The sequence below is a fragment of the Streptomyces sp. NPDC005281 genome, assembly GCF_040607495.1.
In the GTDB taxonomy this organism is placed as follows: Bacteria; Actinomycetota; Actinomycetes; order Streptomycetales; family Streptomycetaceae; genus Streptomyces.
Map to the genome: position 1 here is coordinate 24,180 of NZ_JBEXGX010000043.1, position 26,074 is coordinate 50,253.

The 26,074-nt window shown below is 72.6% G+C and carries 25 protein-coding genes; 10 read left to right on the plus strand and 15 right to left on the minus strand.

Features of this window, described 5'->3' with window-relative positions:
• Window positions 1–521: 521 nt before the first annotated feature.
• From ABZV42_RS37490 to ABZV42_RS37530, 9 genes are all read right to left on the minus strand, one after another.
• The gene (locus ABZV42_RS37490) at window positions 522–1,652 is read right to left on the minus strand and encodes a GNAT family N-acetyltransferase (RefSeq protein ID WP_355984272.1); all 1,131 of its coding nucleotides are present in this window, start codon (window positions 1,650–1,652) and stop codon (window positions 522–524) included.
• Window positions 1,649–2,305 carry a lipopolysaccharide biosynthesis protein gene (locus tag ABZV42_RS37495; protein WP_356055989.1) on the minus strand — a complete coding sequence of 219 codons (657 nt, stop codon included), beginning with the start codon at window positions 2,303–2,305 and terminating at the stop codon, window positions 1,649–1,651. The genes ABZV42_RS37490 and ABZV42_RS37495 overlap by 4 nt, the downstream gene beginning before the upstream one ends.
• A 16-nt stretch (window positions 2,306–2,321) precedes the next feature.
• The gene (locus ABZV42_RS37500) at window positions 2,322–3,434 is read right to left on the minus strand and encodes a glycosyltransferase (RefSeq protein WP_355984274.1); all 1,113 of its coding nucleotides are present in this window, start codon (window positions 3,432–3,434) and stop codon (window positions 2,322–2,324) included.
• Window positions 3,431–4,195, minus strand: a complete 765-nt coding sequence (locus ABZV42_RS37505) for a polysaccharide deacetylase family protein (protein WP_355984275.1) — start codon at window positions 4,193–4,195, stop codon at window positions 3,431–3,433. Before ABZV42_RS37505 ends, ABZV42_RS37500 begins: the two co-directional genes overlap by 4 nt.
• A complete protein-coding gene (locus ABZV42_RS37510; RefSeq protein ID WP_356055991.1) occupies window positions 4,179–5,903 on the minus strand; it encodes a lipid II flippase MurJ in 1,725 nt (574 codons plus the stop codon). The genes ABZV42_RS37505 and ABZV42_RS37510 overlap by 17 nt, the downstream gene beginning before the upstream one ends.
• Before the next feature lie 278 nt (window positions 5,904–6,181).
• On the minus strand, window positions 6,182–7,630 hold the full coding sequence (locus tag ABZV42_RS37515; protein ID WP_355984277.1) for an O-antigen ligase family protein: 1,449 nt from the start codon (window positions 7,628–7,630) through the stop codon (window positions 6,182–6,184).
• Window positions 7,631–7,634: 4 nt separating this feature from the next.
• Window positions 7,635–9,071, minus strand: coding sequence for a sugar transferase (locus tag ABZV42_RS37520; protein WP_356055993.1), 1,437 nt, complete (start codon window positions 9,069–9,071; stop codon window positions 7,635–7,637).
• Window positions 9,068–10,267: a glycosyltransferase family 4 protein gene (locus tag ABZV42_RS37525; protein WP_355984279.1), complete on the minus strand. Its 1,200-nt coding sequence runs from the start codon at window positions 10,265–10,267 to the stop codon at window positions 9,068–9,070. Before ABZV42_RS37525 ends, ABZV42_RS37520 begins: the two co-directional genes overlap by 4 nt.
• Before the next feature lie 40 nt (window positions 10,268–10,307).
• Window positions 10,308–11,462 (minus strand): DUF3344 domain-containing protein, encoded by a 1,155-nt coding sequence (locus ABZV42_RS37530; protein WP_355984280.1) that lies wholly within the window; start codon window positions 11,460–11,462, stop codon window positions 10,308–10,310.
• 325 nt (window positions 11,463–11,787) lie between these two features.
• Here ABZV42_RS37530 and chpG point away from each other — a divergent pair, with 325 nt between their 5' ends.
• The 8 genes from chpG (at window position 11,788) to ABZV42_RS37570 (ending at window position 16,518) form a co-directional block, all read left to right on the plus strand.
• Window positions 11,788–12,027, plus strand: coding sequence for a chaplin ChpG (gene chpG, locus ABZV42_RS37535; protein ID WP_355984281.1), 240 nt, complete (start codon window positions 11,788–11,790; stop codon window positions 12,025–12,027).
• Between the two features lie 368 nt (window positions 12,028–12,395).
• Complete coding sequence (locus ABZV42_RS37540; protein ID WP_355984282.1) at window positions 12,396–12,698, plus strand: hypothetical protein; 303 nt, start codon at window positions 12,396–12,398, stop codon at window positions 12,696–12,698.
• 131 nt (window positions 12,699–12,829) lie between these two features.
• Window positions 12,830–13,024, plus strand: coding sequence for a chaplin (locus tag ABZV42_RS37545; protein ID WP_355984361.1), 195 nt, complete (start codon window positions 12,830–12,832; stop codon window positions 13,022–13,024).
• A 165-nt stretch (window positions 13,025–13,189) separates the two neighbouring features.
• The gene (locus tag ABZV42_RS37550) at window positions 13,190–13,687 is read left to right on the plus strand and encodes a DUF5949 family protein (protein ID WP_355984283.1); all 498 of its coding nucleotides are present in this window, start codon (window positions 13,190–13,192) and stop codon (window positions 13,685–13,687) included.
• A 122-nt stretch (window positions 13,688–13,809) separates the two neighbouring features.
• The gene (locus ABZV42_RS37555) at window positions 13,810–14,352 is read left to right on the plus strand and encodes a vitamin K epoxide reductase family protein (protein ID WP_355984362.1); all 543 of its coding nucleotides are present in this window, start codon (window positions 13,810–13,812) and stop codon (window positions 14,350–14,352) included.
• A 118-nt stretch (window positions 14,353–14,470) separates the two neighbouring features.
• Window positions 14,471–14,989 carry a hypothetical protein gene (locus ABZV42_RS37560; protein WP_355984284.1) on the plus strand — a complete coding sequence of 173 codons (519 nt, stop codon included), beginning with the start codon at window positions 14,471–14,473 and terminating at the stop codon, window positions 14,987–14,989.
• Between the two features lie 265 nt (window positions 14,990–15,254).
• Window positions 15,255–15,668, plus strand: a complete 414-nt coding sequence (locus ABZV42_RS37565) for a tyrosinase family oxidase copper chaperone (RefSeq protein WP_356056030.1) — start codon at window positions 15,255–15,257, stop codon at window positions 15,666–15,668.
• The gene (locus ABZV42_RS37570; RefSeq protein WP_355984285.1) at window positions 15,652–16,518 is read left to right on the plus strand and encodes a tyrosinase family protein; all 867 of its coding nucleotides are present in this window, start codon (window positions 15,652–15,654) and stop codon (window positions 16,516–16,518) included. The genes ABZV42_RS37565 and ABZV42_RS37570 overlap by 17 nt, the downstream gene beginning before the upstream one ends.
• 66 nt (window positions 16,519–16,584) lie before the next feature.
• Here ABZV42_RS37570 and ABZV42_RS37575 read toward each other — a convergent pair whose 3' ends face one another.
• Together ABZV42_RS37575 and ABZV42_RS37580 are read right to left on the minus strand one after the other, a co-directional pair.
• Window positions 16,585–16,944 carry a chaplin gene (locus tag ABZV42_RS37575; protein ID WP_356055995.1) on the minus strand — a complete coding sequence of 120 codons (360 nt, stop codon included), beginning with the start codon at window positions 16,942–16,944 and terminating at the stop codon, window positions 16,585–16,587.
• Between the two features lie 162 nt (window positions 16,945–17,106).
• Window positions 17,107–18,066, minus strand: coding sequence for a D-2-hydroxyacid dehydrogenase family protein (locus ABZV42_RS37580; protein ID WP_356055997.1), 960 nt, complete (start codon window positions 18,064–18,066; stop codon window positions 17,107–17,109).
• Window positions 18,067–18,194: 128 nt separating this feature from the next.
• Here ABZV42_RS37580 and ABZV42_RS37585 point away from each other — a divergent pair, with 128 nt between their 5' ends.
• Entirely contained in the window at window positions 18,195–18,782 is a 588-nt protein-coding gene (locus tag ABZV42_RS37585) for a hypothetical protein (RefSeq protein ID WP_356055999.1), read from the plus strand.
• 30 nt (window positions 18,783–18,812) lie between these two features.
• A complete protein-coding gene (locus tag ABZV42_RS37590) occupies window positions 18,813–19,562 on the plus strand; it encodes a YcnI family protein (protein ID WP_355984289.1) in 750 nt (249 codons plus the stop codon).
• Between the two features lie 222 nt (window positions 19,563–19,784).
• Here ABZV42_RS37590 and ABZV42_RS37595 read toward each other — a convergent pair whose 3' ends face one another.
• The 4 genes from ABZV42_RS37595 to ABZV42_RS37610 form a co-directional block, all read right to left on the minus strand.
• Window positions 19,785–21,167 (minus strand): thioester domain-containing protein, encoded by a 1,383-nt coding sequence (locus ABZV42_RS37595; protein ID WP_355984290.1) that lies wholly within the window; start codon window positions 21,165–21,167, stop codon window positions 19,785–19,787.
• A gap of 285 nt (window positions 21,168–21,452) precedes the next feature.
• Window positions 21,453–21,920 carry a single-stranded DNA-binding protein gene (locus ABZV42_RS37600; RefSeq protein WP_356056001.1) on the minus strand — a complete coding sequence of 156 codons (468 nt, stop codon included), beginning with the start codon at window positions 21,918–21,920 and terminating at the stop codon, window positions 21,453–21,455.
• Window positions 21,921–22,052: 132 nt separating this feature from the next.
• The gene (locus ABZV42_RS37605; RefSeq protein ID WP_356056003.1) at window positions 22,053–24,335 is read right to left on the minus strand and encodes a YfjP family GTPase; all 2,283 of its coding nucleotides are present in this window, start codon (window positions 24,333–24,335) and stop codon (window positions 22,053–22,055) included.
• Entirely contained in the window at window positions 24,332–25,939 is a 1,608-nt protein-coding gene (locus ABZV42_RS37610) for a dynamin family protein (RefSeq protein WP_356056005.1), read from the minus strand. Before ABZV42_RS37610 ends, ABZV42_RS37605 begins: the two co-directional genes overlap by 4 nt.
• Window positions 25,940–26,074 lie beyond the last annotated feature (135 nt).

The following is a 26,074-nucleotide window of genomic DNA, read 5'->3' on the forward strand; positions in this document are numbered from 1 at the left end:
GACGCCGACGCCCGAGCCGGCCTCCACACCGAAGCCCAAGCCGACCTCCACGCCCAAGCCGAAGCCGACCCCGACGTCGGAACCGGTTCCGATTCCGGCCAAGACTCCGGTGTCCGAGCCGGTCTCCACCCCGACCCCGACGCCCAAGCCGGTTCCGAAGCCGGTCGAGACCCCGACGCCGAAGCCGGTTCCGACCCCGGCCAAGACGCCGAAGCCGACCCCGACTCCGACTCCGGCCAAGACTCCGACGCCGAAGCCGACGCCCAAGCCGACGCCCAAGCCTGTTCCGACCCCGGCCAAGACACCGGTGTCGGAGCCGACACCGCCCCCGCCCCCGGCGCGCGAGCCTGTCCCGCACGCGACACCGGACCCGGCCACCTGTTCACCGCTGGAACTGGGTGACTGGGTGGAGCACTGGATCGGCGGGAAACTGTGCATGCGTCTCGACTGGCCGTCGCAGGAGTTCTGGTCGGGCGACTGGTGGTCGAGCGGCTGGTGACCCCCGGGTGGCGGCGGGTCGGTCAGGGCCTGCCGCCACCGCGCTCCTTCCAGCTCCGCAGCAGCTCCTTGCCCCGGCGGCGCGCGGCGACGTCGCAGACGACCGCCGACATCAGCGCCGCCGTTCGGCGGCGGGCGAGGAGCAGCCGCTGGTTGACGACCGGGTCCGGGCGCCAATGGTGCTTGTACGGTTCGTCGCCGCGCAGCAGGCTCAGCGTCCCCCGGTCGCCGCCCTCGGTGTGCCGGGAGCAGGCGTCGAGCAGTATCACCGCCACGTCCGCCTTGCGTTCGCGCAGCTGCGGATGGGCGCCGTACAGATAACCGCCCGCCAGGCGCCGCGACAGCAGGGTGAGGTCCACGGCCATCACGGTGCCGTCGAGCCGGAACTCGGTGACCACAGCGTCCCCGGACCGCACCATCGGGCCCACCGAGCGGACCAGATGCTCCGAGAACCGCTCATGGAGGTGTTCGGACGTCACCTTCCGGCCCTCCCACTGGAGCCGGTGCAGTTCGAGCAGCCGGCCGAGGGCCGCGTCCACCTCGTGGGGGCCCACCACCCGCTGCTCGACCCCGAGCGCGGTGAGTTTGCGCAGCTTGGCCCGCACCCGCTGGGCCTTGGCCGAGGGGAGGCGCCCGACCAGCTCGTCCATCGAGGCGGCCGGCAGCTCCAGACACAGGGAGTCCCCGACCCGGCGGCGCGGTCCCCGCCAGTGCTCGTAGACCCGCTCCACCGCGCCGCCGGGGCGGACCTCGCGGAAGTCGATCAGCGCGGTGCGGGCCGCGGCCGACAGCCCCTCGGCGAGCATCGCCGCCGCGCGGTCGGCGTGCTCGTCGTCGAGGAGCACGTCCGCGTAGTCGGAGATCGGCCCGCCGAGCGGTACGAGAGCCGGCAGCCGGCGGCGGGCGCGCATCAGGGGCGCGACCGCGAGCAGTTCACCGTCCTCGCGCACGACCACCAGACGCAGTCGGCCCGGTGTCCCGTACGACAGCCACCAGGAGTGCAGCCAGGCGTGGCTCTGGAAGGCGGTGGCGGCGCCGCACCGGCGGTACAGGCGCCCCCAGGGACCCGCCAGTTCGGCGAACTCCCGCTCGTCGGTGATCAGTTCGGCTTGCGCGGTGCTGCTCCGTACGCCGGCCTGGAGCGTCCCGCTCACAGCTGGCCGTGCACATCGGCGGCCGTGGCCGGGCTCGGCACCGAGGCCGGGCGGGCCGGCCCGGCGGGCCGCCGGGGACGGACCAGCAGTACGAGAGCGCCGAGCAGTCCGCCCGCGCTCGCGCCGACCAGGCCCGTCACCGGGGGGGACGCCGAGGACGCCGAGGCCGGCTTGATCGCGCGGGAGAACGACAGGAGTTCCACGTGGGTGCTCTGCTTGCTCTCGTTCGCGTGCTGGGTCAGTGAACGGGTGACGGCGTTGGCCATGTCGGCGGCCTGGTCGGGCCGTGAGGAGGTGGCGGAGACGGCGACCATGGGGGCGTCCGGGGAGGTCGCCGTCCGCACGCTCGACTCCAGCGTCTTCACCGGCACACCGGCCCACACCTGCGCGTCCCCGAGCACCGCGAGCTGCGTGGCGACCCGGCCGTAGGCCTGGGCGAAGCCGAGCGCGGCCGACGGATCGCCCTTGTCCGTCGGTACGGCGATGACATAGCTCGTGGCCGTGTAGGCCGGGGGCTTCACCACGCCGTACGCGCCGCCGAGCACGCCGCCGAGCACGGCCGTGGCGGCGAGCAGCGCCCACGGCGGCGTGGTCCTCGCCCGGGAAAGGGCCGAACCCGAGGGGCGGTGGCCCCTGGTGAGGTTTTCGGACATGTGGAACTCACTCCAGTCAGGTGCGCGAGACAGCGGCCGCGTACACGTCCATGAGCTGTGCGGCGCTGCGGGTGATGCAGTAGTGGTGGGCCGCCTCCGGGGCCGAGCGGGGGGCGGGGCCCCGCGCTCGTAAGCCGGTCAGCGCGCGGGCGAAGGAGTCCGCGCCGCCCCCGACCCGGACGGCGCCGCGGGCCGCCCCGGGCGGCAGGTCCTCGACGGCCGGGCAGGAGACGTACAGGACCGGCAGTCCGGCGGCCAGCGCCTCCACGACGGCCAGCCCGAACGCCTCCTCGGGGCTGGGGGAGGCGAGGACGTCCATGGCCCCTATCAGCGAGGGCAGATCGGCGCCGGGAGAGCCGCCGGTGGGGCGCTCGCCGGCGAACAGGACCCGGTCCGCGACCCGGGCGTCGTGCGCCGTACGCCGTAGCGCGGTCTCCTCAGGGCCGCCGCCGACCAGCAGCAGCCGGCAGTCGCCGGGCAGTTCGGCCAGCGCGCGGATCAGGACGTCGAACCGTTTGCCCGGCGCGAGCCGGCCGACGCCGCCGACGACGTACGCGTCCTCCGGGAGCCCGAGCCGGCGGCGGGTGCCTTCGCGCTGGTCGGGGTCGAAGCGGAAGCGCCCGACGTCCACGCCGTTCGGCACGATCTCGATGCGCGGTCCGGGCACACCCCAGCGGCGCAGCCGTTCGGCGACCGTGGGCGACACGGCGACGGTGGAGCGGCCGAGCCGCTCGCTGGCCAGATACAGGGCGCGTACGCCGGGGCCGAGCCGGCGGCCCTCCATCTGGGAATCGCCGAGCGAGTGCTCGGTGGCCACGACCGCCCTCACCCCGGCCAGCCTGGCGGCGAGCCTTCCGTACACGCAGGCCCGGTAGAGGTGGGTGTGCACGAGGTCGTAGCGGCCCGCGCGGATCACCTTCACCAGGCGGGGGAGCGCGGCGAGGTCGCGGTTGCCGGACATGCCGAGATGGATCACGCGCACACCGTCGTCGGCGAGCCCCTCGGCGACCGCGCCCGGATTGGTCAGCGTCAGGACGTCGCAGGGGACGGGCAGATGCCGCAGCAGCAGCCGCAGCTGCTGTTCGGCGCCGCCCACGCCGAGGCCGGTGATGATGTGCAGCGCCTTCACCGGCCCGCCTCGACCGGGCGTCGGCGCAGACGGTGCAGTCGGTGCTTCAGGAACATGCGCACGGCGGTGTCGTTCTCGCCGATGTGCACCCGGGGGAGGGCGTACGGGCCGGTCAGCGCGCCGGGGTCGATCGCGCAGCCGTAGCCGTACCCGGCGTCCCGGACGGCGTCCACGACCCGGCGGTCGATGGTCCCGTACGGATAGCAGAAGCCGTCGACGTGAGCGCCGATCAAATCCGAGAGCACCGCTCTGCTCTGCGCGACCTCGGCGTGCAGCACGGCGTCGTCGGCCTTCGTCAGGTCGACATGGGTGAGTCCGTGCGAGCCGACCTCCATGCCCTCACTCGCGGCGGTGAGCCGGATGCCCTGCTTGCCCAGCAGCGGCTTTCGCGGGCCCAGCGGATCCCAGGCGTTCTCGCCGCCGAGCCGGCCGGGCAGGACGAAGAGGGTGGCGCCGAATCCGTGGCGCCCGAGGAGGGGGAGGGCGGTCTCGACGAAGTCGGCGTAGCCGTCGTCGAAGGTCAGGCCGACCAGGTCCTGCCCCTGGCCGCGGGCGCGGGCCGCGAGCAGGTCGGAGACGCACACCCCGCGCAGACCGCGCCGGCGCAGCCAGGCGAGCTGCTGGTCGAGACGGCCCGGGGAGACCGTGACGCGGTACGGGTCGTCGGAACAGTCCCCGACGGAGTGGTACATCGCCACCCAGGGCGGTGCGTCGAGGGAACTCGTGCCGGTACGTCTGCTGCTGTCAGCGGAAACGGGCATACGAAACCCTTCGTGTGACGGAACGGAGTGCGGAGGCGAACCCCTCGACCCGGAAGGCCCAGGCCAGCAGGGCGAAGACGACGGTCACGACCGTGCCGCCGACGACGAGTCCGAGCAGCGGGGAGTCCACGCGGCTCGCGCAGAGACCGCCGGTCACCGCCGCGGTCAGGGCGGCCCGCAGCGGTTTGCCGATCTCGGCCACCACCTTGCGGGTGCGGATCGGCACACTGCGCGGACCCATGCCGTACAGCAGGAGCACGGCGGTGAGAGTGATGCCGGCCGCGTTGGCGGCGGCGATCCCGCAGACCCCCCAGGGGCCGACGGCCAGGACCCCGGCCCAGCAGGTCGCGACGATCCCGGCGGTCATCGCGAACAGCGGGTACCAGGTCGGCCGCCCCGAGGAGAAGTAGGAGCGCACGAGCGCGCCGACCAGGGTGTGACCGAGCAGCCCGAGGGCGTACACCCGCATGACCGCAGCCGTCGCCGCCGTGTCCTGAGCGGTGAACGCACCGCGCTGGAACAACAGTTGGACGATCTGCGGGGCGCACGCCACGACCGCGGCGGTGCCGAGGAGCACCGTGCAGGCGACGAGGGTCAGATCGCGCTCCACCCGGTCGCGGGCCCGCTCGGTGTCGCCCTCCGCGATGGCCTGGGCGACCACGGGGAAGGTGACCGTGCAGAGCATCAGCGAGAGCACCATCGGCATCTGGGCCACTTTCTGGGCGTAGTTCAGATGCGAGATGGCCCCGGCGGGCAGCGAGGAGGCCAGAAAGCGTTCGACGAGGACCTGGGACTGCCGGCACAGCGCGAACAGCAGGACCGTGCCGACGAGGGTCAGATTCATCGGGCGGGCCGGCTCACCGTCCAGGTCCCCGGTCGCCGGCCGTCCGCGGCGCAGCTGCCGCCACAGCGACGGGGCCTGCGCCACCACCATGAGCGCGCCGCCGACCGCGACACCGAGCGCCGCCGACCGTACGCCCCAGCGCGCGCCCAGGACGAACATCACCGCGATGATCCCGGCGTTGTACGCCATGTAGATCGCCGCCGGAGCCACGAAGCGCCGGTGCGCCCGCAGGGCCGCGCTGCAGTACCCGGCGAGGCCGAAGGAGAACACACAGGTCGCGGTCAGCCGGGTGCAGTCCACCGCGAGCCGGGGGTCGGGCAGACCGGGCGCGAGCGCCTCGACCAGGTAGGGCGCCCCCGCGATCAGCAGCGCGCCGACGGCCGCGAAGGCGAGCGTCAGCCGGGGCAGGGTGGCGGCGACCAGCGCCCGGACGGGATCACCGGCGGCTCCCCTGGCACGCCGGGTCACGGCCACGCTGAACGCCGGGATCAGGACGAAGGCCAGCCCGTCCTCGATCAGCAGCGTCGCCGCGAACTCCGGCACCGTCCACGCGACGAGGAACGCGTCCGTGTCCGACCCGGCCCCGAACAGATGCGCGAGCGCCTGATCCCGGCCGAGGCCCAGCAGGGCTCCGGCGATCGAGAGGGCGACGGTGACGAGAGCGGCCTTCGCGAGGAAGCGGTCGGAGGCGGCTTCGGGCCGGTCCGCCCCCTTCCGGGAACCGGGGGGCCGTACGACGCCGGGGGGAGCCCCCGTCCCCGGCCCACCCTTTGCCTCCGTGCCCGCACGTGCTTCCGTGCCCGCACGCGCCTCCGTGCCCGCACGCGCCTCCGCGCCAGCCCCCGCCCCCGCGACCGTGTTCATCCCCGCGCCCCCTGTCCCCGTGCCTGCCACCGCCCCGGCCCCTGTCCCCGAGCCCGTGCCGGTTCCTGTCCCCGAGTCCGTCCCGGCCCCTGTCCGCGTGCCGGTTCCTGTCCCTGTCCCTGTCCCCAAGTCCGTGCCGACTCCCGTGCCGGCACCGGTTCCTGTCCCCGCGCCGGCACGGCTCCGTGTGCCGGCCCCCGTGCCCGGGTCCGTCGTCGTGCCCGTCCCGAAGCCCGTGGTGGTGTCCGGGCCTTCCCCCGCCCTGGGCGGCGTCACCGTCATCGGGCCGCGGCCTCTTCCCGTACGGCGGCGGCCGGCGTCGGCGCGTCCGTGCCGGGTGCCGCCGACGGATCCATCAGCGCCCACCAGCCGATGACGCCGAAGACGACGGCCGTCAGGACCGTGGAGGGGCCGCCGATGTCCGCGTACACGAAGTCGACCAGCTGCCAGACGAGCAGTCCGCACGCGATGAGCGCGCAGTCCGTGCCGTTCGGGGCAGCGGCTCCGGGAAGACCGGGACCCGTGGTGCGGGCGGGGCCCGCGGTGACGCCGGGGTCCGAGGCGTCGGGTGACGTGCGGCGTACGCGGACGAGCCCGCGCAGCGCGCACACCAGCAGCGCGAGCCAGCTGCCCGCCAGGGCCAGCAGCCCGACGAGGCCCTGCTCGCTGAGGACCAGGAGATACATGTTGTGCGGCGAGAGCAGCGCCTGCTTGTGATAGGCGGCGCCCGCGCCCGCGATGTCGCTGCCGGAGGAGAGCGCGAGCGAGGCGTGACCGTCCCGGTTGTCGGGGAAGCCCTTCAACCCGACGCCCGTCAGCGGGTGTTCGCGCCACATGTCGGTGGCCGCCGCCCACATCGTGTAGCGGTCGGTCACCGACTGGTCCGGCGCGTCCGTGACCTGCGTGATGCTGGTGATGCGCTCCTGGAGCATCGCGCTGCCGAAGCCCAGCCCGCCCACCAGGATCATCCCGGCCGCGGCCAGTGCCGCGACCACCTTCACCGCCCGCCGCAGCCCCGCCAGCACCAGCTGCGCGCCGCAGGCCACGGCCGTGGCGATCCACGCGCCACGGCTGAACGAGAGGGCCAGCGGCGGCAGCAGGGCCAGCGCGCACAGCACGGCGACGGACCGCTGCCGCGCCTCGGCCGCTCCGAGGGCCAGCGCCACCGCGCACACCAGCCCGAACGCGACCACCGTCGCCATGCCCATCACGTCCGTCGGCCCGAACGTGCCGACGGCCCTGACGTCCTCGCCCTGGTACGAGGCACCGGTCCCGGTGACGTACTGCCGCACCCCGACCGCCCCCTGCCACAGCGCCAGCGCGACGAACGCCCAGGCCAGCAGACGCAGGTCGCGCCGGTCGCGTACGAGCAGCAGGACCGCCGCCGGCACCAGCACGAAGATCTGGAGATAGCGGGTGAGGCCGGTGATCCCGGCTCCCGGGTCCGCCGCCCCGGCCGCCGCGGCCGAGATGCCGACCACCGGGAGCCCGAGGACCAGGGCCGCGGTCGCGGACAGGGGGCGGCGGCGGGTCCGTACGAGATGGATCGCGCAGCAGAGCACCACGAGTCCCGACATGCCGTCCGCGATGTTCGCACCGCCCTCGCCGCTCGGCGCGATCGGCAGCGCGAGCAGCGCGATCACCGCGACGACGGGCAGCACCGGCAGTACGCGCCGCAGGGCGGCGGTCACGGTGTCCAGGGGAGTGACGGGCAGGGACTGGCTCATCGGCTCAGCTCCCCGTCGGGCGCATCAGCGCCGCGGCCGTGCGCAGCAGGATGCAGATGTCCTGCCACATCGACCAGTTGTCGATGTACGCGTTGTCGAAGCGGCAGCGGTCCTCGATCGAGGTGTCGCCGCGCAGCCCGTGCACCTGGGCGAGTCCGGTGATGCCGGTCTGCATCCGGTGACGGGCCGCGTAGCCGGGGTAGGTCTGGCTGAACTTGGCCACGAAGTACGGGCGTTCGGGACGCGGCCCGACCAGGCTCATGTCTCCCCACAGGACGTTCAGCAGCTGGAGCAGCTCGTCGAGCGAGGTGCGCCTGAGGAAGTGGCAGAAGCGGGTCATCTCCGGCTCGCCCGCCACGCTCCAGCGGGTCGCCGCCTCGTGCTCGTCGACCGGGCGGTGGGTGCGGAACTTCAGCAGCGTGAACGGCCGTCCGTCCTTGCCGATGCGCTCCTGCCGGAACACCACACCGGGCCCGTCGGTCAGCCGCAGAACAGCCGCGAACACCAGCAGCAGCGGACTGACCAGCAGCAACAGGGAGCCGGAGACGGCGACATCGAGGAGCCGCTTCCCGAAACCCGCGCGCCGCCCGCCGACCGACAGGGGGCGGCAGGCGAAGCCGGCCAGCGTGTGCCGGCCCTCACGCTCGTACGACGGGCAGTCCGGGTCGACCTCCCACAGCTCGCAGCCCGCGAGGGCCAGCGCCCGCAGCATCGGCCCACGCCGGCTCGGCGGCTCCACCACCAGCACGGCCCGCACGCTGTTCTGGATGAGGGCCCGCTGCACCTCCTCGCCGGTGGTGAGCACCGGCAGTTGATCGAGGCCGGTGGGCCGGTCGGAGACGACACCGACGGGCCGTACCCCGCAGTTGGGATGGCGAAGGAAGGCCGCCGCCACCCGCTGCGCCGTCCCGGCGGGACCGACCACCAGCGCGGCGACGGGGTGCTGCGCGAGGGCCCGCCGGCGCCGCCGGTGCACCGTGCCGCGGCCCGCGCAGCTGATCAGCGACTGCGCGGCGCAGCCCAGGGCCAGCGTCCGGGCGGACAGCGCCTCGTCCGGGGCGACTGCGGCGAAGACGGCGGCCAGCGTGCACCAGGTGACCGCGATCCGCGCGCAGACCGCGGGCAGTTCGTCGAGCAGGGCGGGCAGCGGCACCGGCCGGTACAGCGACGCCCGCGCGTTCAGGGAGATCACGCCGAGCAGCAGGGCGACGACGAACAGCGGGTGCCGCTGCATCTCGCTGAGCGTCTGTCCGGCCACCAGCGCGGCGACGGCGTCCATGGCGGCCAGCGGCAGCCAGGAGACCCGCCGGGCGGCCTTCCGCTGCCCGGCCGGGAACCTGAAACCGCCGTCGGTCTCGCGCGAGGACATGACCGAGACAGATGAGAATCCGTACTCCCGGGGCTGTCCGCCAGGGGAGGGAACGGTGCTTTCCGCAGTCACGAGTGGATGGACTCCCTGCACTCGGTGTGGTCCGCGCACATGAGGCTTCCGGCGTGCTGCGGCTGTCGGCCGGACAGCAGTTCGCGGTAGACCTCCGCGACCGCGTCGGCCGTGAGGCGCACGTCGTGCGTGGTCAGTACGTGGAGGCGCCCCTGGTGGCCGATCGATTCGCGCAGCAGCGGATCGGCCAGCAGCCCGCCGATCGCCTCGGCCAGCGGCGCCGGTTCCGGCGTGGCCACCAGACAGCGGGTGTCATGTCCCGGCGGCAGGCTCTCGCGGGCGCCGTCCACGTCGGTCATGACGACCGGGCGTCCGCAGGCCATCGCCTCGAGCGGGGCCAGCGCCATGCCTTCCCAGCGGGACGGCAGCACCACCAGATCGGCGGCCTGGTACCAGGGCACCGCGTCGGCCGTGGCCCCGGCGAACAGCACGTCACGCGGTGCCCCGGCGCGCAGCCGCGGGGCGTCCGGGCCGTCCCCGACGAACACCAGCCGCGCCGTGGGCACCCGCCGCAGCACCGAGGGCCACGCGTCGAGAAGGATGTCCTGCCCCTTCTGCCGGCACAGCCGCCCCACGCACACCACCAGCGGAGCCGCCGGACCGACCCCCGCGAGCAACGGCAGCCCGGCTCGTACGGTCTCCACGGCGGCCGGGTGGAAACGCTCGGGGTCGACGCCGTTCGGGATCACCTTCCAGGGGGCGCGCACTCCGGCTCGTACGCCGGTCGTGCGCTCCGCCTCGCTGACGCACACCACCCGGGACGCCCAGCGCGCCCCCCAGCGCTCCCAGCGCAGCGCGAGCGCGGCGGCGGCACCGTCGACGGCCTCGAACGACCAGGCGTGCGGCTGGAACACCGTCGGCACCCGTCCGCGCAGGGCGAGCCTGGCCGCGAGCCCCGCCTTCGCGCTGTGCGCGTGCACCACGTCGGGCCGCACCCGGGCCAGGACCCGGCCGAGTCGCCGTACCTCCTGCGCCAGCTGCGGCCCCGGCGCCCGCGTCGCGTGCCAGGGCCGTACGTCCGCGCCGAGCGCCCGTACCTCCCGGGCGAAGCCGTTGCCGTCCGGGCAGGCGACGGTCACCCGAAGTCCGGCGGCGAGCTGCGCCCCGACGAGGTCGGCGACCACGCGGGCGACGCCGCCGTCGACCGGCTGCGTGACATGAAGGACCCGCGGCGGAGGGTCTGTTGGCAGATGCATGCGCGGTTCCTCGCTGACGGGCGGCGCGCCGGGGCGCGCGTCACTGCTTCGCGTCGACGGCGGCGAACAGTGCTCCGATCCAGGCCGCGTCCCGCTGCGAAACGATCCGGAAGGCCAACTGGTCACCCCCGCCACGAATCCCCGGGCCGATTTCGAGGACGTCCGAGTCGTAGCCGAGCGTGTTCGCGTACGCGGGCACCCGCCTGACGGCATCGGGGCCGGGTCCGCTGATGGTCGAATTCAGCACGTCGTCACGGGGGTTGGCGGCATCGCCCAGCACCGTCGGCGTCCCGCGGCCGTTCGAGACGGAAAGGGAGTCGCCCCCGCGTCCACGGTCGCCGTTGTATGCGACCAGGCCCACCCGGCCCCGCACCCGTGCGGGCAGGTCCAGCCCGCCGAGCGGCACCACGCGTTCCTCGCCGGGGCCGAGCGTCGCGAATCCGTCCCAGATCGCCAGACGCCGGAGCGGCTCCGCCTTCTTCTCGTAGGCAGCCATCAGCGTCCAGCCGCCCCACGCCCCGGCGACGGACCGGCCCTTCGCCACATTCACCTGGGCCACCGTGTAGAGACCCGAACCGCTCGCCCGCACCAGGCGGGTGACGTCCGCCGAGGCCTGGAACGCGTCCGCCCCGCGGGCCGCCCGGTGCCCGACCACGCGGTCCGCGCGCAGTTCCTTGTACGCGCCGCCCGGCTCGGCGATCAGCACCCGCCCGTTGTCCCTCGGCGGCTTCTGCTCGCCGACCCGGAGGTTGCCGCCCCAGTACAGCCGCGCGTACGTGACCCGCGCGCCCTTCGGCAGACGGACCTCGGCGCGGCTGGAGTTGTAGGTGTTCGGGTCGTGGTCGACGTCGATGTAGACCATGTCGAAGTCGCCGTTGGCGGCCGTGGCGCCCCGGCGGACCGCCGGGCACGAGGGAGTCGCGGCGCGGCTCACCCCGGCCGCTCTCGCCGAGCCGTGGGGCAGCGCGGACCTCGTGGAACTCCGGCAGCCGATCGAGGAGTTGGCGGCCCTCGCGATGCCGCCGTGCTGGAGCGCACGGTACCGCTGGGTGAACGGGAGCGACTCCGCCTGCGCGGTGGGCGGTCTGTCGGCGGACGCTCCCGCGGACGCCGGGGTACCCGGCGCCCAGAGGGCGGCGAGAGCGGAGCAGCCCACGATCGCGCGGCGCAGCAGCAGGGTCGGGGAAGTACGCATGACCGGCGGTGCCCTTTCGGGGAAAAGGTTCTGGACCAGCGGACGAACGGAAAATCCGAGAATCGGACGAGTCGGACACGTGCGCGTCGGCTCCCCGCGAGCCCCCGGCGCTCCTCGGCGCCTGCTTCCGGACGCCCTTCGGAGAGCTCGACTGTAGCCGTTGTCCCTCTTTGTCACCGAAAGCTGTGATGTGTGTCGGAATCGTGAACCAGGCCGTCCGAGACATCACCCCTTTGGAGGCACAACCCGGGTGTGCGCCGCGCGTTGAATCCAGAGCCGGGCATCCCGCCCGGATGTTGTGTCGATTTCCAAGGAGCACTTCTCCATGTCGCGTATTGCGAAGGGCCTGGCCCTGACCACCGTTGCCGCCGCCGCTGTAGCCGGCACCGCCGGCATCGCCGCTGCAGACAGCGGCGCGCACGGCGCGGCCGCCCACTCCCCGGGCGTCCTGTCGGGCAACGTCCTGCAGGTTCCGGTTCACATCCCGGTCAACGTCTGCGGCAACACCGTCAACGTCATCGGTCTGCTGAACCCGGCGTTCGGGAACACCTGCGTCAACCACTGACGTCATCGCGGACCCTTCTGGCCGGCCGCCCTCCCGAAACGGGGGGCGGCCGGTCCGGGTTGACGAAACGGGGGGCGGTCGGTCCGCGGTCTCGAAGCGGAGGGCGGTCGGTTCGCGGTCTCGAAGCGGAGGGCGGTCGGTTCGCGTCGCCGTGACAAAGGGCGGCGGCGAGCGGTGCCGTGACAAACCGCGGTCGGTCCGCGTCGCGGTACGAGAAGCCGGGTTCCCGCAGGCCGATGTACAGGGCTGTTCTCCGGGCGCGTTGCAGGAATCTTCTGCACGCGGAGTTTCCGCCGCGTTCGGGGCTCGTTAGGCAGCGCGAAGAGGAATTCCCTCCGGTGACATCGGTCGCCGAAGAAAGGAACACGATGAAATCCCTCAAGGCCGCCGCCGTAGTCGCCGGTTCCCTGGCCCTCGCCGGTGCCGCCGCGCCCGCGTTCGCCGCCGGAGCCTCCGGCCTCACCCCCTCCAGTCTCAACGGTGCCCTGGAGACCGTCACCAGCCAGCGTTCGCTCAGCGTGCAGGACGCCCTTCCGCTCCAGCACCAGTCGAACGCGCTCGACAGCGAGAACAAGGGCTCCGTGCTGAGCGGCGTGAACGGCGCGACGAAGACGCTCAACACGACCGCCGCCCCCGCCAAGCTCCTCGGCGGGCTTCCCCTTCAGGGTTAGTCGTATCCCTTGCGCGCGTGTCTTTCCGCAATGCCCGCACGCATTTCCCTAGGCTCTGGAGAAAATCTCCTATGAAAGGGCTCACAATGAACACTGCCAAGAAGGCCGCTCTTATTTTCGCCACCGCCGGAATGGCCGCGGGTGCTGCCGCGGGTGCTGCCGTCGCGGACTCCGGTGCCGAGGGTGCCGCGGTCAATTCCCCGGGTGTTCTGTCGGGCAACGTCCTCCAGGTTCCCGTGCACATCCCGGTCAACGTCTGCGGCAACACCGTCGACGTCATCGGTCTGCTGAACCCGACCTTCGGCAACGTCTGCGCCAACCACTGACACCGTAAGACGGCTGTGGCGCGAAGGGCCGATTCCGAAGGCGTGGAATCGGCCCTTCGCGCTGTTCGAGCCGTGTACCTCGTTCGTGTGGTCACGCTCCCGGACATCGCCCGGTCGAGTGATTTCGGACCGGAACCCGAACGGGCGCATCGATAAGGTTCCGCGGTGACCTCAACCTCAAGCGATATGCGCCCTCTCCGGGTAGCCGATCTCGGCACGCTCGCCGTCATGGCATTCAGCGGAGAAGCCCCCGACGGTGACATGCCCTATCTCCTCGCCTACTCGCTGGGAGACGGCGAAGGGGGTCCCGAAGGATCGGCGGCCGCCATCCGGCAACTGCTGATCGACAACGGACTGCCCGTGGGCGACACGCTCATCGACGGATCCCGGCAGCCGAGCCTGCCGCTCACCCTTCTCGTCGAGGCCGGCCAGGCCGTCGTCAACATGCCGTACCTCAACGCCCAGTGCGTCGCCCCGCCGGAGTGGCTCGCGGCGGTGGGCAAGCGCGGCTACGCCTACTTCCTGTTCGCCACCCGGGCCTGGCCCGTGGCCGAGCCGGGCAAGCCCGTCGCACCCGAGGACCTGACGGCCTTCGCGGGCGACGAGGAGACCTTGCTCAGCGCGTCCCACGTGCTGCTGCCCGCACGCAGCCTGCGCGGCTGATGGCGGCCGCCGCGGGCGGGGGGACGAGCGGCGTGGGGGTCGGCGGCGCGGGCGTGGGGACGGGCGGCGGCCACGGCGCGCGCGGGCGCACCGCCGGCAGCGGCCTCGCCTTCGCCCTGCTGATGGTGATCACCGGGGCGGCCGGTCTGCTCGCCGCCTGGGTCATCACCATCGACAAGTTCAAGCTGCTGGAGAACCCGAACTTCGTCCCGGGGTGCAGCCTGAACCCGGTGGTCTCCTGCGGCAGTGTCATGAAGAGCGAGCAGGCGTCGGCCTTCGGTTTCCCGAACCCGATGCTCGGCCTCGTGACGTACAGCGTGGTGATCTGTGTCGGCGTGAGCCTGCTGGCCGGCGCGGGATTCCCTCGGTGGTACTGGCTGACGTTCGACGCGGGCACGTTGTTCGGCGTCGGATTCGTCAGCTGGCTCCAGTTCCAGTCGTTCTACCGGATCAACGCGCTGTGCCTGTGGTGCTGTCTGGCCTGGGTCGCCACGATCATCATGTTCTGGTACGTCACCTCCTTCAACGTACGGAACAATTTCCTGCCCGCACCGGAATGGCTGAAGGCATTCCTGGCGGAGTTCACCTGGGTTCTCCCGGCACTGCACATCGGTGTCGTCGGAATGCTGATCCTGACCCGCTGGTGGGATTTCTGGACCAGCTGAATCTCCCTATCGGACGACTAATGAGTCCGTCGGGGGAATCTTGAGCTGATGACGTTCCCGGAATCGTTACGTGGTACGGACGCCGAACCCCCGAATCCTGAAAGGGACCGTACCTGAGATGAAGCCGACCACACGAGGAACTCTCGCCGCTGTCATGACCGGTGTGGCGGCGGCGGTGGGTGCCGCCGCCGCGGCCCCCGCGGTCGCGGCCGACACGGTCCCCATCCCGGTGCCGCTGAACGGGGTCGAGCAGTCCCTCGGCCTGAAGGCGCCCAGCATCGGGGGCCAACTGCCGTTGCCCCTGCCGGGCAGGCTGGAGGGGCCGCGGTACGTCGAGGGCCGGATGATCCCCGACCGGACCGTGCCCCAGGTCCCGCTCAGCGGCGGGCTGCCCGGCGCCGAAGTCCGTACGCCTCTCCCGCACCTCCTCGGCGAGGGATCCGACCACCTCGGGCTTTCCGCGCCGGCGGCCGGTCTTCAGGCTCTGACGCCCGGAGCCTCCCTGGACGGCCCGCTCGGCGCACCGGACCCCGAGCGCCTCGGCCTTCCCGGTCTGAAGCTGCCTCAGGCCGCCGTGCTCACACCGCTGCTGAAGACCGTGCCCGTGGCGAACCTGGAGATGGGCTCCGGCTCGTAGGCGGTTCCGTCCGGCGGAGCGGACGCCCGGGAGTCCGGCCCGGGCCCGCCGTCTCCGTCCGGAGCGTCGGGGGCCGCCCGCCGCCGACCGGCCTTCCCGAAGCCGACCGATACAGCCTGAATTCGTGGAGGAGAGAGACATGTTCGCCAGTTGGATCCCGGGCAGAGCACCGGGGCGCGGGTGGAGCCGGGTGCCTGCCGCCCGGGCACGCGGCCGCGGTGCGGAACGCCTGGCGGGTGGAGTGGCGCTGACCCGGCGCGGCGCGATGCGGGGACTGCTCCTGTCGGCCGTCGGCGTCGCGCTGGCCCCCGTCGTCGCGGCCTCGAGGCCACCGCGCCGCCGCCCCCGTGACCTGTCCTTCGACGAGATGTACCGCGGCCGCCACATCCTCGGCGCCACGACCGGTAAGGACGGGCGGGCCTCGTTCGCCGGCGGCGAGTGGCAGGTCACGGTGGACGGCCGGCCGCTGCATCTGATGCGCCGCGCGGACGGCAGCTACCTCAGCATGGTGGACCACTACGAGTCGTACCCGACACCGCTCGCGGCGGTCCGCGCGGCAGTCGACCAACTCGGCCGGTCCGAGCAGCTCAGGGGCATGGCGGGCATGAACGGCGCGGCGGGCGGCGGGCGGCGGAGCGGTGTGGAGGGGGGTGGCCACCAGCATGGTGTACACGCGTAGGAACGTCAGCACCCTCACGAGCGCGGAGCGGCGCCGTTTCGTCACCGCGATGCTGGAGGTCAAACGCCGAGGTGAGTACGACGAGTTCGTCCGCAGACACATCGACTACTACGTCTCCGACGGCGACGGCGGACTCCGCGCGGCCCACATGGCGCCCTCGTTCCTGCCCTGGCACCGGTGCTTCCTGCTGGACCTGGAGCAGGCGCTGCGACGCGTGGACTCCGGGGTGAGCGTGCCGTACTGGGACTGGACGCGGGACCGTACGCCGACTTCGGCGCCGTGGACCAAGGACCTGCTCGGTGGCAACGGGCGCCGCTCGGACCGCCAGGTCATGACCGGCCCCTTCGCCCACGCGCACGGTAAGTGGACGATCAAGGAGGGGGTGACCGACGGGACCTTCCTCACGCGGGAGTTCGGCCGCCCGGCCAAGCCGATCCAGCTGCCCACGCGGGCCGCACTGAACACCGCCCTGAACGATCCCGTCTACGACGTGGCGCCCTACGACTCGACGACCGGGCGCGGCTTCCGGAACCGGCTGGAGGGCTGGGGACGCGGGACGGGGAACGCGACCTGGGAGAACCACAACCGCGTCCACCGCTGGGTCGGGGGCCACATGCTGGGCGGCGCCTCCGTCAACGACCCCGTCTTCTGGCTGCACCACGCCTTCGTCGACCTCCAGTGGACCCGCTGGCAGCAACGCCACCAGGGCGCCCGCTATCTGCCCGAGCGGCCCCCGGGACCACGCGATTCCCAGTACCGGCGCATCGTCGCCCGGCGCGAGAAGATGCCCCCGTGGGGCGTGACGCCGGAGTCGATGGAGGACCACAGCCACATCTACCGCTACGCGTAGCCACACGCGGCGGGAACGACGAGGCCCCGGCGGTGACTTCCCGCCGGGGCCTCGCGCGTGCTGCGCTCAGTTGCCGTAGCCGTGGGTCTCGTGGTGGCCGTGAGTCTCGTGGTGGCCGTGAGTCTCGTGGTGGCCGTGGGTCTCGTGGTGGCCGTGGGTCTTGTGGTGGTGCTGCTTGAGGTGGCCGCCGCCGTTCACGCAGGTGTTGCCGAAGGCCGGGTTCAGCAGACCGACGACGTTGATCGTGTTGCCGCACAGGTTGACCGGCACGTTGATCGGGGCCTGGATGACGTTGCCCGACAGGACACCGGGCGAGCCGACGGCCCCGCCCTGGGCGCCGGCGTCAGCCATGGCCATGCCGGCCCCGCTGAGGGCCACGGCACCCGTGCCCACGACGACTGCGGCGGCCTTCGCGATGCGAGACATCACGTTCTCCTTAGACTCGACGAGTGCGATGGCTCGGACGCGACCGCACTTCCCCTTCAACGCGTCCGTCCACACCTGGTCACGGGCGTTCACCAGGGGATCACTCTTCGAACAGGGGCCGGAAGAGCGGCTGTTCGTCCGGTTGGGGCCGGGCGGGCGAGGTCAGCCGAGGCGACGCAGCGGCGTGCCCGCCAGGAACGCCCGGATGTTCTCGACCGCCGCCCCGTAGTACGTCTCGTAGTTGGAACGCGACACATACCCGAGGTGCGGGGTGGCCAGCAGACGCGGGGCCGAGCGCATCGGATGACCGGCGGGCAGCGGTTCGGTGTCGAACACGTCGACGCCCGCCCCGGCGATGCGACCCGCGTGCAGCGCGGCCAGCAGGGCGTCCTGGTCGACGATCGCCGAGCGCGAGGTGTTGACGAGGAAGGCGGTCGGCTTGAGCAGAGCCAGTTCGGCGGCGCCCACGAGCCCCCTGGTGCGCTCACCGAGCGCGAGATGGACGGAGACGAAGTCGCTGCCCGCCAGCAGTTCCTCCTTGGAGGGCGAGAGCTCCACTCCCACCTCCTCGGCCCGTTCCGCGGTGAGGTTCTGGCTCCACGCGGCGACCCGCATGCCGAAGGCGAGGCCCACCCGGGCCACCTGGCCGCCGGTCTTGCCCAGCCCGAGCAGGCCGAGCCGACGGCCGTGCAGGTCGGTTCCGACGGTGCTCTGCCAGGGGCCGCCCGCCCGCAGGGCGTTGTTCTCCGTGACGATCCCCCGCGCGAGACCGAGCAGCAGGGCCCAGGTCAGCTCCACCGGGGGAGTCGAGGAACTCGGCGTGCCGCACACGGTCACCCCGTGCGCCTCGGCCGCGGCGTAGTCGATCACGGTGTTGCGCATCCCGGAGGCGATCAGCAGTCGCAGCCGGGGCAGCCGGGCGAACAAGGACGCCGGGAAGGAGACGCGTTCGCGCAGCGTGACGACGATGTCGAAGTCCGCGAGCGCGGCGGCCAGCGCGTCCTCGTCACCCAAGTGCCGGTCGAAGCAGATGACTTCCACGGCATCCGCGACGGATGACCAGTCGGCGATCCCGGTCGCGACGCTCTGATAGTCGTCCAGCACGGCACAGCGAAGACGCATGGCGGGTCCCTTCCAGGCTCAGCGGGACCCTACCCGAGCGGCGACCGGGGGAGCCTGGCGGACCGTGACGCAGACCGCGGGGGGAAGCCGCGACGGTCACTCCCTCCCCATGGGAGTATCTGGGCACCATGAATGCGTCGCCGGCGGTACGGAGTCTGCGCGCCGCGGTGTTCGCCGTCCTGTGCGTGCTGCTGGCCGCCGGGGGGCATCTGCTCGCCACCGGGCAGGCGCCGCCGCTCTGGGCCGAGGGCGCGGGACTTCTCGCCGTCTTCGCCGCCGGCTGTCCCCTGGGCGGCCGCGAACGTTCCCTGTCCGGCATCGGCGGCGCCATGCTCGTCGCGCAGGCCGGACTCCACCTCGGCTTCGAGGCCGCCAGGCCGCGCATGGCGATGAACATGCCCGGGATGCACATGGCGTCTCCGTCCGCCCACGCCCTGACCCCCCACGCCACGGCCGCGCATGTCGCCGCCGCTCTGCTGGCGACCTGGTGGCTGCGGCGCGGCGAGGCCGCCCTGTGGTCCCTGCTGCGCCGGGCCGTGTCGTTCGTGCCGGGCCTCGCCGCCTGGTGGAGGACGAGGGCGGGAGCGCGTCCGGTACAGCCGTACGGCGATGCCGCGGGCCGGACACCGGCCGCGCCGTGGCCGCTCGGCCGGGCGCTGCTGCGTCACGCCGTCTCGCGCCGGGGACCGCCGGCAGGGCTCGCTCCCACGCCCTGACCACGTTTCCCCTCAGTACGGAGTTTCCAGATGTCCCCGATCAGCACCGCCCTGCGCCGCACCGGCACCGTCGCCGCCCTCGTCACCGCGGGAGTCCTGACCGCCGCGGGCGCGGCCTTCGCGCATGTGACGGTCCACCCCGAGAGCTACGCCAAGGGAGCCACGGACGGTCTCCTGAGCTTCCGTGTCCCCAACGAGGAGGACACCGCCAGCACCACCAAGGTGCAGATCTTCCTTCCCACCGATCACCCCGTCCTGGGCGTCCTGGTCACCCCGCAGGCGGGATGGACCGCGAAGGCGACGACCATCAAGCTGAAGAAGCCCGTCAAGACGGACGACGGCACGATCACCGACGCCGTCTCCGAGATCACCTGGACCGGAGGCCGGATCCGCCACGGCGAGTTCCAGGACTTCCAGGTCGCCTTCGGCCAGCTCCCCGACGACGTCGCCCAGTTGACCTTCAAGACCCTCCAGACCTACTCGGACGGCAAGGTGGTCCGCTGGATCGAGCAGTCGCAGAAGGGTGAGGACGAGCCGGAGAGCCCGGCCCCGGCTCTCACCCTTACTGCCAAGGGTGCGGCAGAGGCGCCCGCCTCGGCCGGCACCGGGGCCTCCGGCTCAGGCTCGTCCTCGTCCTCGGCCGCCGGGGAATCGACCGCGAGCGGCAAGAGCGACGACTCCACCGCGCGCGCCCTGGGTACCGCGGGTCTCATCGTCGGAGCCCTCGGCCTGCTCGCGGCCGCCTTCGCCGTCGTACGCGTCCGGAGCGCCCGCTCCTAGCCCCCGTCAGGATCGTCGCCCCGTCGACTCCCGTCGGCGGGGCGGCCGATTCTCATGTCCTCGATCGTCATCGCACGGCTCACCGTGCGCGATGCCGAGGAGGGACCCTTCCCGGTGACCCGGTGACCCGGTGACCCGGTGACCCGGTGACCCGGTGACCCGGTGACCCGGTGACCCGGTGACCCGGTGACCCGGTGACCCGGTGACCCGGGTGCCGTTGCGTCAGGCCTGCGGCGGTGTCTTCTTCCTGCCGATGAGGACCACCGCGGCGCCGCCGATCATGACGAGGGCGATGGCCGCGCCAGCGATGACCGGGGTCGGTCCGGAGCCGCCCGTCTCGGCGAGGTCGGTGCCACCGCTGGACCCGCCCACCGACGCCGGGCTCGGCTCGCTGAGCGTCTGGGCCGAGAGGCCGCTCGTGCCGCCCTGGGTCTTGCAGTCCAGTACGCCCTTGAACCGCTTCCCGCCGCCGTCCGTGCCGCCGATCGTGAAGTCGTACGCCTGGTCTTCCTGCAACGGGATCGTGAGCGTCTCGGATATGCCCGCGGCGACGGTGTGCTCGACGCCCATCAGCTCGAACGTGAACGCCTCGTCACCCTTGTTCGCGGCCGTGATGTCGACGCCGCTCTTGGCGCAGTCCTTCCGGGCGGACAGGGCGGGTATCGCGCCCTTCGCGGCCCAGTTCGCGGTGGCGACGGCGGAGACGGTGGACTCGCTGGAGCCCGCGAGGATCTGCGTCTGGCTGCGGCTCTCCGAGGTGAAGGCACGGCCGACCGGCACTGTCGTGGAGGCCTGCACGGTGAGGGCGGTGGAACCGTCCGCACCGTCCTTCGGCACGTCGAAGTAGAGCCGGCCGCCGTTCGTCGCGGAGGTGACCGCCTTGCCGTCCTTGTCGACGACCTTCACACCGCCTGCGGCGATGTCGGTGGGCGGGGTCACCGTCACGCTGCCCGCATTGGTGTGCACTGTGACCGGGCCGAGCCGCTCACCCGGGTGGCCGGACACCGCCGCCGGGGTGAGCGTCAGCGAGGCCTCGGGCTCCGCCAGGTCTCGCGCGTTCTTCTGCAGATAGTCCGCGAGCTTCTCCGCCCGCGGGTCCGCCGCGTCCACGTCGGCGCCGTCCGAGTACCGCCAGATCGCCACCTGGGTGCCGGCCGCCGCGTCCTGCTCGGTGAGTCCGGTGACACCGGCCTTCTCCGCCAGCGCCGCCAGGTCGTTCACCTGCGGATAGGAGTTCTCGAGGATCCAGCGGATCCTGCCCGCGTCCTTGTTGCCGCTCAGCGACGTGGCGCTCCAGGAGGTCTCCTGATATCTGGCGTCCCGCTGGGTCGGGTTGTGGAGGTCGATGCAATAGGTCTGCAACATGCCGCCGTTCTCGACGGACATCTCGAACAGGCCGGCCGAGACCCACGAATCCTCGCCGTTCTCGTGAATGACCGCCGAGCCGTATGTCTTCAGGTCTCCTATGGCGGCGGTCGCTCCGCCCTCGTTCTGCGGGATCTCGTCGGCGGTGGCCGTACCGGCCGCGGAGATCGTCCCCGCGGCGGCGAGCCCCCACACCAAGGCCGCGGCGGCGAGACGGGCTGCTGCCCCTCGCCCACGCACGGACAACAGAGAGAACGCAGAAGACACAGAATTCCCCTTCGCGCAGGACCCTTTGACATGGGGGACGGTCCCGCCAGCAGAATCAGAAGCCCCGAAAGCTGTGTTCGGCATCCTAAAGAAGCCCCGCATCGCTCCCCCCGGTCATGTCATCCGATAACCGATCTGACTCGGAATCGTTATCGCGATCACGTCCATGAGCTGCACCTATCGACAAATCCACGTGGGTTGTTCCGCGTGTATTTGTCGATAAGCCGCAGTTCGGTCAGATGGTGGCTCTCTCTGACATCACGTCACTCCGGCCGGTTCCGGACGTGGTTGGGAGACGCTCTCGGGCGGCGCGTCCGGGGCCGATTCCCAACTGGGCTCGGGGCGCTGCGAGACAGCCGGCTCGCCCTCCTTGGCCGGACGCCGGAAGGCCGATGTACCGCGGGAGAGGTCGTGGCCGATCGCCACCGCGTCGATGTCCGCCGACGTCCAGCTCTGCCCGTCGCGGGTCTCGGTGCGCACCTTCAGCCTGCCCTGCACGATGACGGGATCGCCCACCGACACCGAGGCCCCCACGTTCGTGGCGAGCGCTCGATTGGCCCACACCGTGAAGAAGTTGGTGTGCCCGTCCGTCCACCCGTTCTTCTCGCGGTCCCAGTACCGCGAGGTCACCGCCAGCCGGAACCGCGCCGACGCGCCGTTCGCCAGGTCCCGGTACACGGGCCGTGTCGCCACGTTGCCCACCGCGCACACCATCGTCTCGTTCATCGTGAATCCCTCCCGTGCGGATACGTCTGCCGCGGCGATCGCATGCGCTGCGATCGCCGCGGATTCAGACTGCCTCCGCCGGGCCGGGCCCGCTCGGCGCTGTGGGCCGCCGCGCAGTTGTGGAAAAACGCGTCACCCGACCGGGGTACCCACCGTCGCCGTCCCCGCTGTCGCCGTCCCCGTGACCCGCCCGTACTGCTCCCGCACCTCGCGGTAGCGCAGCAACTCCGCGGCCACAGGATCCAGCACCCGGGCCCGCCCGCATCCTGCGGCCGCCTCGCGCAATCGTCTTTCCGCCTCAAGGCCGTAGCGCCTGGCCGGCCCGCGGGCCGCCATTTTGCCGGCCCACTCGACGGCCGGCCCACCGACGATGCCCGACACCATCAGCAGCACCGGAACGCCGAGATTCGGCGACATGACGCCGATGATCTGGCCCACCAGCCAGAGCCCGCCGATGACCTGGACGATCGTCATCGCGGCCTGCGCCAGCACCGCGACGGGCCACCAGCCCGGCCTCGGCGGCCGTCCCGCCGGTGCCGTCGCGCGTGCCGCCATGTCGTCCAGCGCCTCGGGCAGCCCCTGCGCGCCCCGTACGGCGGCTTCGCGCACCGCCTGCGCCCAGGGCGCGGGAAGCCCGTACGCCGCCCGCTCGGCGACCGTCCGCACCGCCTGCTCCACCCGCTGACGCGCGGTGGCCTCCTCGTCCGCCGGAGCGCGCACGGGCAGACGCCCGGTCGGGGGTTCGCGACGCTCCAGATACCAGCGCCACAGCCGCAGCCACGGCGTGCCGCAGGCGCGGTTGGCGTTGCGGCGCCAGGACCGCTCGGCGGCCTCGCCCGTGGCCACGGCACCGACCGCGTCCGCGAGCCGGTCCGCGAACTCGTCCCGCGCCTCCTCGCTCAGCCCGACCCGCCGCCCCGTCGCGTAGACAGGCCTCAGCCGGGCCGCGGCCGCGTCGAGATCGGCCGAGATCCGCCGCGCGGCGGCCCCGCGTTCCGCCACGAACTGGCCGAGACACTCCCGCAGTTCGGGGATCCCTGCCCCGGTGAGAGCGGACAGCGAGAGGACCGTCGCGCCCGGTTCGCCGTACTCGCCGAGCGCGATGCCGTCCTCGTCGAGCAGCCGCCGCAGATCGTCGAGCACCTGGTCCGCGGCTTCTCCCGGGAGCCGGTCCACCTGGTTCAGGACCACGAAGGTGACCTCCGCGTGCCCGGCCAGGGGCCGGAGATAGCGCTCATGGAGCACGGCGTCCGCGTACTTCTCCGGATCCACCACCCAGATGACCGCGTCGACGAGCGCCAGGACGCGGTCCACCTGCTCGCGGTGCTGGACGGCCGCCGAGTCGTGGTCGGGCAGGTCGACCAGGACCAGGCCGCGAAGCTGCGCCTCCGCCTCCGCGCTCTGAAGCGGGCGTCTGCGCAGCCGCCCCGGGATGCCGAGCCGGTCGATGAGCGTGGCCGCGCCGTCGCTCCAGGTGCAGGCGATGGGCGCCGAGGTCGTCGGCCTGCGGACGCCGGTCTCCGAGATGGCCACGCCCGCCAGTGCGTTGAAGAGCTGCGACTTGCCGCTGCCCGTGGCCCCGGCGATGGCGACGACGGTGTGCTCCCCGGAGAGTCTGCGGCGGGCCGCCGCCTCGTCCAGGACCCGGCCCGCCTCGGAGAGCGTGCCGCTGTCGAGCCGGGCACGGGAGAGGCCGACCAGCTCGCGGAGCGCGTCCAGACGCGAGCGCAGCGGTGCGTCGTACGCGAGCGGGGCCGGCACCGCAGGGATGGCGGCCTTGGCCGCCACCGACGGTGTCTGGTACCGGGCGGCGGCCGCCTCGGTCACACGTCGCGCGATGAGGCCGTCGTCCCAGACGGGGCCGTCCTCGGCTCGTGCCGGGTCGTCGGTCTCCCCGCGCGCGTGGGGCTCCGCGCCGGGCGCCTCCCGCGGGGCGCCCTGTCCGGCCGTACCGTCGCTCCGCGCGGCCTTGCCGCTCCCGTTCCGCTCACCGCCCCCTCCGGCGTCCCCAGGGCCGCCCCTGGCGCCCTCCAGGGGCCTGGCTCCGGAACGGGCGGCCGCGGCCGCAGAGTTCTCCGGGCGGTTGCTGTAGACGCTCCCGGTGGTCCCGGTAGCTCCATCGCGGCCGTCGCGGCCGTCACGGCGGTTGCTGTCGTCGCCGTGCGCGAGGCCCGAGGTGCCTGATACGTCCGAGGTGCCTGAGGCGTCCGAGGTGTTTGAGGCGTCCGAGATGCTTGAGGTGCCCGGAACGCCTGCCCCGGAAGGGGCGTCGTCACCGGTCCCGTCCTCGGAGTGTCCCTCCGCGGAACGGCCCTCTTCTGGACGTCCGTCTCCGGGGCGTCCGTCCCCGGGACGTCCGTCCCCGGGGCGATCGGCTTGATCCGTGTGGTCAGTGACGGCAGTCACCGCGGTCACCTCTCCTTCTGCAGTACGGACAGCGCGGCGATGAGTTCGGCCTGGGGTTCCGGATGGACGTCGAGCGCTTCGAGGGGTGCGAGACGGCGCTCGCGTTCGGTCTGCAATGCCTTGTCGACGAGGTCCGTGAGCAGCCGGCCGCCCTTGTCGCGCAGTCGCAGCGCGCCGTGCGCCCCGATCCGCTCGGCCAGACCCTCGCCCGCGCTGCGCGCCCTGCGGCCGCCCAGGAGCGCGGTGGCGACCAGCGCGGCCACCACCGCGGAGTCAGGCGCGACACTCTTGTCGAGGTCGCGCACCTCGTCCTCGGCGTACTCCTCCAGGACGCGCCGCCAGCGCCGTACGGCCAGACCGATCCGGTGCTCGGCGCTCTCCAGGGCGGGATCTTGGCCCGTCAGCTCCGGCGCGCCCGAGGCCGGTTCGCGGCGCCAGGCGTCGTCCACGCGTTCGTCGGCGGCCGTGACGGAGCACAGCAGCAGGGCCGACAGGCTTTCCACGAGCGCGTCGAGCAGTTCCTCGGCGGTGCAGTCGAGGGGGTAGGCGCGCCAGCGCTTGAGAGCGTCCCCGGAGAGCACGGCCCCGGCCTGGAGACGCCCCTTGGCGCGCGTGTGCTCGCTGTCGTACGCCCCGTCGACAGCCGAGGTGAGCCGTGTCGCGGCGGCGTACTGCGCGGCCGTGGCACTGGCCAGTTCCGGCATCCGCGCCTTCAGGGAGTCGAGGACACCGTAGGCGGTACGGGCCATGGTCCCGTGGCGTGCTCCCGGGTCCTGGACCTGGTGAGTGAGCCATGCACGCAGCGGTGCGACGGCCGTGGCCGGCAGCAGTCCGCCGCCCCAGGCCGACTCGGGCAGTTCGGGCACGGTGAAGCGGGGCGCCTCGCCGAGTCCGGCCTTCGCCAGCAGCGCGCCGTACTGCCGCGAGACCTCGGACACCACCTGGTGCGGCACCCGGTCCAGGACCGTCACCAGGGTCGCCTTCTGCTCCTTGGCGGTACGCAGCAGATGCCACGGCACGGCGTCGGCGTACCGCGCCGCCGTCGTCACCATCACCCAGATGTCGGCCGCGCAGATCAGTTCGGCGGCCAGCACCCGGTTGTCGGCCACCAGGGAGTCGACGTCGGGCGCGTCGAGGAGGGCGAGGCCGCGGGGAAGCGTGTCGGCGGTCTCGATACGCAGCACCCGCTCCCCGCGTTCGGTGAGGGCGGGAAGATCGTCGCCGGGTTCCTGATGGGGCATCCACACGCGCGTGAGCTGGGGCAGCACGCGCATGCCGCTGAACCAGTGATGGTCCTCCGGATGGCACACGAGTACCGGTGTACGGGTCGTCGGGCGCAGTACGCCCGCTTCGCTGACCCGGCGCCCCACAAGGGAGTTGACGAGGGTCGACTTACCGGCACCGGTGGACCCTCCGATGACGGCGAGAAGGGGTGCTTCGGGTTCTCTCAACCTGGGCACCAAATAGTCGTCGAGCTGTGCGAGCAGTTCGTCGCGGTTGGCACGCGCGCGTGGAGCCCCTGCCAGGGGCAGCGGAAAGCGTGCGGCGGCGACACGGTCGCGCAGGGCGGAAAGTGCGTCGAGCAGCTGAGGCCGTACGTCCAAGGTCACCACATGCGAAGAATGCCCAATTTTGGAGTCTTTCTGAAGCATATGGGTATGTCTGCGCGCCGACAGGACACAGGGGGCGGAAGGGATGACTGGGGCGCAGGCATAACGAGTGCACAACACCCGATGCGCGAGACGCCA